Here is an 11,959-nt window from a genome sequence, read left to right as displayed (position 1 = left end):
ACCCTCGTACTGGACGTACTCGGGTGATTCGGGCGTACGGCGAGAGTGCGTGCCAGGCGTCGCGGGCCCGCGAAGATCCGCCGGACAGGTCCTAGGTGCACCTGTTGGACATCGGGTCCCGGACGGGTGCCCAGTTCGGCGGTGAGCGCCCTGCGACAGGCGTGGAACTGCTGGATGGCCTGCAGGGGGCGGCCCGGATCGAGCAGGGTGCGGGCGAGCAGCAGATGCAGCGGCTCGTCGGAGGGCGAGCGGTCGACGGCGGAGCGCAGCACGTGAATCGCCTTGTCCGTACGGGAACTGTCTATCAACGCTCGGGCGAGGGACCGGGGGCAGTTGCTCGCTCAGTTCGCGCAGGCGGCGCCGGGGCTCCTCGGCCCAGTCGGTGTACCGGTCCTCCGGCAGCAGCCGGTCAAAGCTGCTTCGAGCGAGGGAATGTCGCGCGATGCCAGCGCGGCCCGGGCAGCCTCGCCGGCCTCTTCGCTGTCGATCCGGACGCGGGCGGGGGAGAGCAGCAGCAGTTCTCCGTCGGACAGGCGGTAGGCGGACGCGGCACGCGGGGCAAGATCGGGTTCGAGTGCGTGGCGGGCGGCGTGCAGGCTCACCCGTAGATTGCGCAGTGTCGGCTCCCGGGGGCCCTAGGCCACAGGAGATGCATGACTTCTTTGCGGTGCTGTCGCCGGTCCGGTGCAAGGGCGAGCAGTTTGACCAGCGTAACGGCGGTGCTGCGACGCCAGCGGGTGGTGACGGGTGCGCCGTCCTCGCGTTCGACGCGGAGGCCGCCGAGCAGATGGATTCGCAGCCGGGTGGACCCGGGACCGGGAAACTCGGGCGATGCTGACATGTTGCGCCACTCCATCGATCTCCGGACGGCCTATCGACCCCCGTACGTGGGCGGGGCGTTACAGCGGCATTACTCGAAGCCTGACGTGGCGGAAGGGCACTTGAGCCGGTGCCGGAGGCGGTCGAGGCTGGAGGACCACCCAGCGAGCGACAGGAGGACCCGTGCTCGAGGCTCTTGGACTGACGGATGACGAGGCGGAGCTGTACGTAGCACTGGTGCGCTCCGGGCCGTGCCGGGCCGACCGGCTGCCCGGCCTCTCCCGGATCCGGTTCGGGCAGCTCGGCGCGGCATTGGAGGGCCTTTCGGCGAAGGGCCTGCTCACCCGGACGGAAGACGCACCCGCCCGGCTCATCGCGTCGCCGCCGGAGGTGGTGGGTGAAGTGCTCCTGCTGCGTCGGCTGAATGAACTTCACACGGCGCGGGCCGCGATGGGGCGTCTGGCTGACGAGTACCGGGGCAGTGCGCAGGACGGTCCCGGTCGCGCCTCCGTGGAGTTCACGCCGACCGCCGCGGTCGCCCAGCGTGCGGATCAGATACAGCGCAGGGCGAGTAAAGAGGTGATGATCTTCGACATGCCGCCCTACGCGTCGGCGGCGGCCGACGGCACGGCCCTCGGCAACAGTTGCGAGATGGACCGGCTCGCCGCCGGTGTGCGCTACCGGACGGTGTACGACCGCCTTGCCATCGAGCAGGACGGCGGGCTGGAGCGGATCGGCCGCTACATCGCTGCGGGCGAGGAGGCCCGTGCCACACACCGGCTGCCGATGAAGCTGCTGATCGTGGACCGGGAAATGGGCATCGTGCCAGCTCTGGCGGACGGTCCGGAGCAGCCCAACGGCTCGGCACTCATCTATCCCAGCCCGCTCCTCGACGGTCTGATCGGTCTGTTCGAGCAGACATGGTCCGCCGCACTGTCACTCGATCCCGCGGTGGATCAGGGGGAGCGCAGGGAGCCGGAGATCGACGAGTCGGAGGCCAGGCTGCTGACCCTGCTGCTCAGTGGTATGACCGATGCGGTGATAGCCCGTCAGCTGGGTGTGGGGCGAAGGACTGTGCTGCGCAAGGCGCGCGGCCTTATGGACCGTGCTGGGGTGGCCACCCGCATGCAGCTCGGCTGGTACGCGGCCCGGCACGGCTGGCTCGGGGAGAGCGGCTAGGCGGGGGAGCGCGGCCGGAAGCGGCGGGCGGCGCATAGGTGCCGCTGTCGCCCATGCGCCGCATCCGCCTCTTCTGTGCAGCGAGTCACCAGTTGTAGCGTCCTGCTCACGCACCGCCGTCCGTATCTGACGAATCGTCCATGACGGGTTTCATGGGCGATTGCGCGGGCCTGTCCCCCGATCGAGGAGGAGCACGTGCAGCACCCCCAACGTGGGAGATCAAGAAGCCGGTTGCTGGCCACCACCGTGGCCATCGCCGTCGGAGCCACCCTTCCCGCCGTCACCGGCGCGCAGGCGACGCCTCCGTCCACCGGTCTCGCCACACCGGCGTCCCGGACACCCGAGTCGGCCGTCATCACCCTCATCACCGGTGACACCGTGACCGTGGCCACCGCCGCGAACGGCAAGCAGTCGGTGGAAGCCACATCGGCCGAGGGCGTGTCCAAGACGTTCCGGACCATGACCGACCCGAAGGGCGACCTGTTCGTCTACCCCTCCGACGCAGCTGACGGGATAGCCTCCGGCGCGCTGGACGCCCGTCTGTTCAACGTGACCCAGCTGATCAAGGACGGGTACGCGGACGGCAAGGCGGACGCCCTGCCCGTCGTCCTGTCGTACAAGGACAAGCCGACCGCGGCGACGCTGAAGAAGCGGGCCGACGCGCTGCCCGACAGCGACCGCGGCGCAGTCCTGGACCAGCTCGACATGACCGGGGTCTCGGTCGGTAAGAAGGGCGCCACGTCCTTCTGGCAGCAGGTGAAGCCGGTCAGCGAGGCCCCGCGCAAGGGCCAGGCGGTCACCTTGCCGGGCAGTGCGGGCGTGGCCAAGGTCTGGTACGACGGCAAGGCCGAGGTCACCCTTGACAAGAGCGTGCCGCAGATCGGGGCGCCCGAGGCGTTGGCGGCCGGATACGACGGCAAGGGCGCCAAGGTCGCCATCCTCGACACCGGTGTCGACCGCACCAACGCCGACGTCAAGGACCGGGTCACCGAGGCCGAGAGCTTCGTGCCGGGCGCCACCGCCACCGACGGCCATGGACACGGCACCCACGTCGCCTCCACCGTCGCGGGCAGCGGTGCCAACTCCGACGGTAAGTTCAAGGGTGTGGCACCCGGCGCCGACCTGTTCATCGGCAAGGTGCTGGACGACAGCGGCAGCGGCCAGTTCTCCTGGATCATGGCGGGCATGGAGTGGGCCGCGGACCAGGGCGCCGACGTGGTCAGCATGAGCCTGGGCGGCCCGGCCGGCGTGGGCGGCGACGTCATGACCGAGGCCGTCGACCGGCTGAGCGCCTCCACCGGAACCCTGTTCGTCGTGGCAGCCGGCAACGCCGGGCCCGCGGCGGGCACCATAGGAAGCCCGGGCGTCGCCGACTCCGCGCTCACCGTCGGCGCCGTCGACGACGACGACGCCATGGCGAGCTTCTCCAGCCGCGGCCCGCGCAAGGGCGACAGCGCGATCAAGCCGGAGATCACCGCACCGGGCGTGAACATCGTGGCCGCGCGAGCCGCGGGCACCACCATGGGCAACCCGGTGAACGACTACTACACCTCGGCGAGCGGCACCTCCATGGCCACCCCGCACGTCGCGGGAGCGGCGGCGATCCTGGCCCAGCGTCACCCGGACTGGACCGGGCAGCGCATCAAGGCTGCGCTCACCGCACACGCCAAGATCATCTCCGGGCCCTCGGTCTACGACCAGGGCTACGGCCGGGTGGACATTCCCGCGGCCCTGGACCCGAAGCTGGAGCTCTCCGGCATGGCCGACTTCGGCCTCGTCGAGTGGTCGGACTCCGGGTACGAAAAGCAGACCCGCACGGTCACCCTCACCAACCCGACGCCCGCCGACGCCACCGTGACCCTCTCCGCCGCCACCGGTGACGCTCTTCCGGCCGGTGCTCTGACGCTGTCCTCCGACCAGGTCACCGTCCCGGCGAACGGCACCACCGACGTCACCGTCACCCTCGACCCGGCCGACGTTCCCGCCGGCCGGTACAGCGGATACGTCACGGCGACCACCGCCGACGGAACGAGCGCGCACACCGCGATCGGCCTCGACAAGGAGCCCAAGCGGTACGGCCTGTCCCTCGACTTCAAGGACCGCAAGGGCGGCGTACCGAGGCGCGCCTCCATCTCGGTCATGGGGCTCGACAACGACTACTTCACCACCATGGACGTGACGAGCGGCCACACCGATCTGCGGCTGCCGTCCGGAAAGTACGCGATCCAGGGATCGCTCGTGACCGGCGCCACCGGCAACTCGTCCACCGACTACGCCAACGACCTCTTCAGCGCTCCCGAGGTCGACCTGACCGAGAAGGACGGCAGCGCCACCGTCGACGCGACCAAGGCCACGGACTTCGACATGCGGCTGCCCGACGAGAGCCGTGCGCTGGAGGACTCCACGTTCTCCTTCCAGCTGAGCCGGTACAACGCGGGCGGCACCCGGCGCGCCACCAACGGCGTCGCGGGTCTGATCAACTGGTCCGACGAGCATTTCGGTGCCGTCCCGGTGGACAAGCCCACCACCGGTGAGCTGTGGACGTCGTTCTTCAAGTCCAAGCGCGAACCGCTCATCCGCGCGACCGTCACCAAGCCGGAGACCCTCGCCCTCGCGGCGAAGACCTCCAGCTATCTCAAGCGCTTCGACGGCACGCGGAAGTACGACCTGGTCGACGCGGGCAGCGGGTCCGCCGCGGATCTCGCCGCCACTGATGTCAAGGGCAAGGCCGCCCTGGTCCACGTCAGCAGGATGGGCGGTGCCTCCACCGTCGGCAAGGCCGTCGAGGCGGCGGGTGCCGAGGCGATCGTCTTCGCCCCGAACGACGACTCCCCGCAGGGCATCGTCATCAGCTCGGTCAACGTGCCGTACTTCGCGACCACTTACCGTGACGGCCGTCGGCTGGCCGGCACGATCGCCAACTCCCGCACCACCATCTCCCTCAAGGGTGTGAAGGAGTCCGGCTACACCTACTCGGGCCAGTGGGAATACAGCGACGGCATCCCCGCGAACCTGCGGGTCACCGCCAAGAATGCGGAGTTCGCCACCGTCAAGGACACCTTCCACACGGACGGCGCAGACCGGGTCGGCTACCACGACCTGCACTCCTGGGGCACCTACCCCATGACCTCGGTGCGCTCCAGCCAGTTCGTGCAGCAGGGGCACGCACGCACCGACTACATCCTGGCCGGACGCGGACTCACCTACGCCCAGGCGGTCTCGGCGCGAACCGACTACCCGGCCCGGATGAGTGAGACCGTCAAGAGCTACCGGCCCGGCCAGACCCTCTCGCAGGACTGGTACGGCCCGGCCATGCACCCCGCCAACTACACCCAGTACGCCTGCAACTTCTGCCGCACGGACGCAGGCACCCTTTTCCAGCCACAGCTTGGCGGCGACTCGGACGCCGACCACTACATGAAGAGCAACCGCACAAGGACCTGGACGTACTACCGGGACGGCGAGAAGATCACCGACACCAGCCGGCTCCTGGTGCCCGGCCGGGCGACGTACAAGTTCGTCGACGACATCGCCCGTGCCAAGGACTACGAAGGGGTCGTGCTCGGGACGAAGTCCCACACCGAGTACACCTTCTCCTCGTCCGCCCCGACCGGCATGAACGTGAAGGACTGCAAGGTGAGCCTGCCGAAGGCCACCTTGTGCGAGGCGCTGCCCGTCGTGCTTCTCGACTACGGCATGAAGGCGGACATCACCAACAAGGTCGCTGCGGACGCCCCGTACACCGTGACCGTCGACGCCTCCCGGGCAAAGGCGTCGACCGCCCCGGCGGAGATGGCCGGTGCGAAGATGTCCGTCAGCTACGACGACGGAGCCACCTGGCAGCCGGTTGCTGTGAGCCGTAAGGACGGCAACACCTTCAAGGCCACCATCCAGCACCCCGAACTGGGTTCGGACAACGGGCTCGTGAGCCTGCGGACCGAGGTCTGGGACAGTGCGGGCAACCGCACCGTCCAGGACATCATCAGGGCATACGCCCTGAAGTAGCCGCACAGCACTGCACCACGGATGCCGCCGGCCACGTCGGCCGGCGGCATCTGCCTGTCACCTGTGAGCCACCTCCGCACCCTCGCCCCGTTGTCATGAAAGGGCCACTGGCCTGCTCTTCTTCGCGAACTCCCGGGCCATTAGCGTCGAGTGCACCGCATGATCCCCGAGCGAGGAGACGCCCGTGCAGCACCCACTGAGAGGTCCGGGGGCGAGACGGTTCGCCGCCGCGGCCACCCTTGTCGTCGCCGTCACCGTCGGCGGGCCCGGCGCGCAGGCGGCCGAACCCCAGGCCTCCACTGCGCGGTCCGCGACCGGCGCCCGGGCCTTTGCCGAAGAGCCGGCCGTCGCCGCCAAGCACCTCACCCTCATCACCGGCGACACGGTCGCGGTGAGCACGGCCTCCGACGGCGGGCAGTCCGTCGACATCCTGCCGGGTGGGGCCGCCAAGGGAGCGTTCCGCACTGCCACCGGAGGCAACGGCGACCTCTACGTCTATCCGGCCGGTGCGCAGGACGCCGTCGACAAAGGCACTCTGGACAGGGAACTCTTCAACGTCACGAGGCTGTTGAAGGACGGCCGCGGCGACGCCTCGACCGAGGACATCCCGGCGATCGTCGACTACCGGGGGACGCCCTCGGCCGCGTCCCTCAAAGCATCCACAGACCAACTGCCGGCCAGCAGGCGAACCGCGCTGCTCCCGCGCCTCGGCATGGCAGGGATCGCGGTCGACAAGTCGGACGCCGCACGGTTCGTCATCGCGGCCACCCAAGCCACCGGCAGCACCGGCATCGCCAAGGTCTGGTACGACGCCCCGGTCAAGGCCGCACTGGACAAGAGCGTGCCGCAGATCGGTGCTCCCGAGGCCTGGGCCGAAGGCTACGACGGAAAGGGCACCAAGGTCGCCATCCTGGACAGCGGGGCCGACCTGACCAACGCCGACATCGCGCCACGGATCATCGAGACCAGGAGCTTCGTCGCCGGTGAGGACGTGAGCGACGGGTACGGCCACGGCACGCACGTCGCGTCCACGATCGCCGGCACCGGGGCCAATTCCGGCGGCGTGTACAAGGGCGTGGCACCAGGAGCCGGCCTGATGATCGGCAAGGTCCTCAACAACACGGGCGGCGGCGACTTCTCCGACGTCATGGCCGGCATGGAGTGGGCGGCGAACGAGGGCGCCGACGTCATCAACATGAGCCTGGGCACCGCGGCGACCAACAGCACGGACGCCCTCACCGAGGCCGTGGACTCGCTCAGCGCCTCCACCGGCACGCTCTTCGTCATCGCGGCGGGCAACTCCGGTCCCGACGAGGTCTCCATAGCGACCCCCGCCACCGCCGCGTCCGCCCTCACCGTCGGTGCCGTGGACCGCGACGACGCGCTCGCGGCGTTCTCCAGCCGCGGCCCCCGCATCGCCGACGCCGGAATCAAGCCGGAGATCACCGCACCGGGCGTCGGGATCGTCGCCGCCCGGGCCGCGGGCACCACGCTGGGCGTGCCGGTCGACGACCACTACATCACCATGAACGGCACGTCGATGGCGACACCCCACGTAGCGGGGGCCGCCGCCATCATGGCCCAGCGGCACCCCGACTGGACCGGTGCGCGGATCAAGGCGGCCCTCACCTCGCACGCCAAGGCGATCACCGGGCAGACGGTGTACGAGGAGGGCTACGGCCGCGTCGACGTGGCGGCCGCCGTCGACGCCGACCTGGACCTCGCGGGAACCGTGGACTACGGCCTGCTGAAGTGGCAGGACGGCAATTTCGACAAGCGCACCCGCACGCTCACGTTCACCAACGACGGTGCCACCGAGACCACGCTTGACCTCACATCCCCGGTCGAGGACGCGAACGGAACAGCACTGCCCGAGGGGGCGCTCACCTTCACCGGCGACAGCCTGTCCGGCAGCACACTCACGCTTCCCGCAGGCTCCACCGCGGAGGTCACCGCCACTCTCGACCCCAACGCCGTCGCGACCGGCCGTTACACCGGCTATCTGACCGGCACAGCGGCCGACGGCCGTACCGTCCACACACCCGTCGGCTTCATCAAGGAAGCTCCGAAGCGCGCCGTCACGGTCAGCTTCGAGGACCGCTTCGGCAACACCCCCGGCGAAGCCGAACTCACCATCCAGGGCCTGGACAACACCTACGTCGCGGGCTACCGGCTCAAGGGAAGGTCCAGCTACACCTGGCGGCTCCCGGTCGGCACGTACTCGATCATGGGCACGGTCACCACGGTGGACCCGGACGGCAACGGCAACGTTCCTTATGCGTCCGACGTCTTCGCCCTGCCGGAGATCGACATCAGAAAGCAGGACCAGGAGGGCCTCTCCGTCGACGCCGGTGGCGCATCCGACCTCAGCCTGAAGGTCCGCGGCGAGAAGCGCCCCCTCGAAGGTTCCCACTTCTCGCTCATCATGCAGCGCAGCAGCCCGGACGGCCCCGAACCGCAGCAGCGCGGCATCACCGACCTGCTCAACTCCTCGGAGCAGAAGTACGGCATCATTCCCAGCGCACGCGCCGTCACCGGCGACTTCACGCTGTCCACGTTCATCACCGAGCGCGAACCGCTGCAGCAACTGCGGCTGACCGGCCCCCGGCCTCGCGACATCACCCTCCGCACACCCGTGAACGCCACACGTTTCGACGGTACCAAGAACGTGCGTCTCGTCGACGCGGGAGCCGGCGCCGAATCGGACTTCGCAGCCCTCGACGTCAAGGGCAAGGCCGTCCTCATCACCGCCGACAACCTCGTCGGAATCACCGAACAGGCCCGCCTGGCCGCCTCCGCCGGCGCTGTCGCGATGATCGCCACACCGCCCGACGACGCCCCCCGCACCAGCCTCGTCGGAACCGGCCTGCCCCTCCCGGTCTCCGTCGCCGGTCACCAGGACGGGCGCGACCTCGCCGCCCTGGCCGCGAAGGGCCCCGTCACCATTTCCCTCACGGGCGTGTACGAGTCCGGCTACACCTACGCGGCACAGTTCTACGACAACGGGCGCCTGCCTGCGAGCGGCACCAGGTCGACCTCGGCGGACGACTACGTCACGGTCCGCAACACCTTCCACTCCGACGGGGCCCGCAGGGTCGGCTGGGAGTCCCTGGACGCCTGGGGCCCGTACGGGATGCCCTCCATCCACACCGCGCAGTACCTCGGAGAGGGTGGAACCCGGACCGACCACATCCTGGCGGACCCGAAGACGACGTACCAGCAGATGGTGATGCCCACCACCAGCTACACCTCCCGTCTCGACGGCCCTGTCGCGCGCTACGACCGGCCGGGACGCAGCTACGGGGCGACCTGGTTCGGAGCTCCTATGCACCCGTCCGCCCACACCGAACTTCCCTGCTCCTTCTGCCGGACGGACAAGGGGACCGTCCTGACGGACAGCGTGGGCGGCGACGGTGACCCGCAGCACTCGCTCGTCAGCGGACGCGTACCGACGTGGACCTACTTCCGTGGCGGTGAACAGGTCGCGGACCTCGAAAAGTTGATGGTGGACCGGGCTGCTGACTACCGCATCGTGCAGACGACCGCCCGCCCCTACCTCTTCGACGGCGTGACCCTCGGTACCAAGGTCAGCACCGAGTGGAGCTTCCGCTCTGGAGCACCGGCCAGGAGCACCGTCAAGAACTGCGGTGAGGTGATCGAGGGCGCGAGCGTCTGCGCCACCCTTCCGGTGGTGCTCACCCACTACGACCTTCCGGTCGACGTCCTCAACCGGGCCCCGGCAGGGAAGAAGTTCACCCTCACGGTCAGCGGCGATCGGGCCAAGGGCTGGACGGGTTCCACCGCGATGGCCGGAGCCAGGGTCTCCGTGAGCTACGACGACGGGGCTACCTGGACCGCGGCCGAAGTCCACCGCAAGGACATCGACTCCTTCACCGTCACCGTCAGGCACCCCGCCCTGGCGAAGACCAATGGCTTCGTCGCCCTGAGGACCGAGATCCGCGACGGGCACAGCGCCCGCACGACCGAGACGATCACCCGGGCCTACGCACTCAAGTAGCGTGCCGGACAACTGCAATGACGACGTAGCGCCGTCGGCCACTCCCAGCGGCCGGCGGCGCTCGTCCGCGTCCTCCGACAGAAGTGCCATGCGGACAGCGGGCGGAGTCACCCGGTACACCGAACCACGCTGCCGGCGGACCCAGCCGATGCGGAGGGCCCGGTCCAGCGCCGACAGCATCCCGCCGCGTCCGTGCCGTGCCCCGGAGGCGTTGAGCAACTGGCGGGGGGTGAGTCCTTCGGGGGCGTGCGAGAGCAGTTCGAGCACCTGCCGAAGGGCGGGTGCCTCATGCCGGATCCGGCTCAGGACGGCCTCGCGGCTCAGGGTGCCCCGGGCCAGTGCGTCTGCGAACAGCGGATATCCGCCGGAGAGCCGGTGGTTCTCCTCCGGTCCGCGGTGCACATCACCGAACCGCGCGCACTCCGCCGCACTCAGCGGCCCCAGCTCGATCTCCCGGGCCGGCCCGCCGGTCAGTTGCAGCAGATCCTCGGGCGCACGGTGAGCCACCAGGAGGCGGACGGGACGGCGGGCGCAGCGCCGCATCACCTGGTGCAGGACGACGCGCACGTGGGGTGTCGTCCGTTCGAAGTCATCCACCAGGAAGACGACGGGCCGGCTGCCGGAAAGCGCCTCGGGCAGCACCGTCAGATCGTTGAGGGCGGCGGCCGACAGAGCATGGTGTACGCCGTGGAGCCCCGGCAGCGCCTGCGCGAGCTCGGGACAGCGTTCGGCCAGCAGACTGCGGGCGTCCGGCTCAAGGGCTCTGGTGAAGTCGTCGTACGCATGGAGCAGGCTCGCGTAGGGGCTGTGTCCCCGGTCGGAGCCCCGCAGGTGCAGTACGTGCGCACCGCCTCCGCGCAGCCGGGCGGCGGCCTCCTCGAGGGTCCGGGTCAGCCCGGCGCCCGGTGCGCCCGTCACCGTGAGCACCGGGGGGTCGGACGGGCGAGGCAGCGTCGTGAGGACGGCCAGTTCCCGTTGTCTGCCGACGAACTCCGGTTGCGGCGGCTGCGCCCTCCGACGGGAGGGCTGAGGGTCCGCCAGCGCGCGGGCGAACAGCTCGCGCAGTGCGGGGTCCGGGACCAGCCCGTACGCCTCTGCCTGCGTCCGCCGATGCAGGTGGTAGAGCTGGACGGCTTCTCCGTGGCGCCTTTGCTCCAGAAGTAGTTCGAGGAGTACACGGCACACGTCGGCGGCCGCGGGATCGGCTCTGAGCACTTGGCGCAGCAGGCCGGTCGCCTCCGGGGCCCGCCCCGCTTCCCGACGCTCGGCGGCGAAAGCGAGCACGGTCTCCCGGCGCAGGTCGGCAAGGTCGCGACGCCGCTCCACGAGGAAGGGCTCGTTGCCATCGCCGGGGAGCAGTTCCGGTACGAGTGAGGTGGCGAGCCGTTCCAGCACGTGAGGCGCCGGTGCCGGGCGGGCGCGGACCGCCGCGGACAGCGTCCACAGGTCGACCCGTACGAGACCGGGCGCGAGCCGCAGCACTCCACCGGAACCCGACAGCACGTAGGCGGAGGTGGCGCCCGGCTCCAGGTCCGGCTCCAGTGCACGTCGTACGGCGTGCAGGGCCACGCGCAGGCTGCCGGCCGCATCGACAGGCGAGGCGTCCGGCCACAGGAGCGCCGCGAGGCGGTTCCGGGGCAGCTCAAGCCCCCTGGCCAGCGCGAGCGTCTTCAGCAGTCGCCGTGATCCCGGACGCGTCCAGCGCTTCTCGGGGATGCCGAAGCCGCCCCGCTCGATGTGGAAGCCGCCGATGAGGTGGATGTCCAGGTGCTGTGCCGTGGACGAGGTCATAGGAGCACCTCCGCGCCCGCCGGATGCTGTCATCGGCAGGCTAGAAGGTGGCCGTTACCCGTCCATTACCCTCCGCGAGGGGGCCGTGGCGCAAAGGTGTCAGACACACAAAAGCGCCACCGCTGAGTCTGTACCCGGCCTGTGGGC

Annotated in this window: 5 protein-coding genes and 1 pseudogene; 3 read left to right on the top strand and 3 right to left on the bottom strand. The window is 69.9% G+C overall.

Translation table 11 applies throughout. The features are described from left to right. Both ACIOEW_RS33185 and ACIOEW_RS33180 read right to left on the bottom strand, forming a co-directional pair. Positions 1 to 272 (bottom strand): BTAD domain-containing putative transcriptional regulator (locus tag ACIOEW_RS33185; protein ID WP_401968466.1); only part of this gene is annotated, 272 nt, incomplete at its 3' end. A gap of 69 nt (positions 273 to 341) precedes the next feature. Further along, positions 342 to 602, bottom strand: a complete 261-nt coding sequence (locus ACIOEW_RS33180) for a hypothetical protein (protein WP_401968463.1) — start codon at positions 600 to 602, stop codon at positions 342 to 344. Positions 603 to 1,002: 400 nt separating this feature from the next. Between ACIOEW_RS33180 and ACIOEW_RS33175 the strand changes: the two genes are divergently transcribed. The 3 genes from ACIOEW_RS33175 to ACIOEW_RS33165 all read left to right on the top strand — a co-directional run bounded on the left by ACIOEW_RS33175 (position 1,003) and on the right by ACIOEW_RS33165 (position 10,021). Next, a complete protein-coding gene (locus tag ACIOEW_RS33175) occupies positions 1,003 to 1,998 on the top strand; it encodes a helix-turn-helix domain-containing protein (RefSeq protein WP_401968460.1) in 996 nt (331 codons plus the stop codon). Between the two features lie 231 nt (positions 1,999 to 2,229). Further along, positions 2,230 to 6,003, top strand: a complete 3,774-nt coding sequence (locus tag ACIOEW_RS33170; protein ID WP_401968457.1) for a S8 family peptidase — start codon at positions 2,230 to 2,232, stop codon at positions 6,001 to 6,003. 184 nt (positions 6,004 to 6,187) lie between these two features. After that, complete coding sequence (locus tag ACIOEW_RS33165) at positions 6,188 to 10,021, top strand: S8 family peptidase (protein WP_401968455.1); 3,834 nt, start codon at positions 6,188 to 6,190, stop codon at positions 10,019 to 10,021. A gap of 576 nt (positions 10,022 to 10,597) precedes the next feature. On the opposite strand, the pseudogene ACIOEW_RS33160 reads toward ACIOEW_RS33165, so the two are convergent. Continuing rightward, positions 10,598 to 11,812, bottom strand: a pseudogene (locus ACIOEW_RS33160) (AAA family ATPase); the annotation flags it as partial. Positions 11,813 to 11,959: the final 147 nt, after the last annotated feature.

The organism is Streptomyces sp. NPDC087901 (assembly GCF_044742205.1).
Classification (GTDB): Bacteria; Actinomycetota; Actinomycetes; order Streptomycetales; family Streptomycetaceae; genus Streptomyces.
This window is presented reverse-complemented; position numbering and strand designations above follow the sequence as displayed.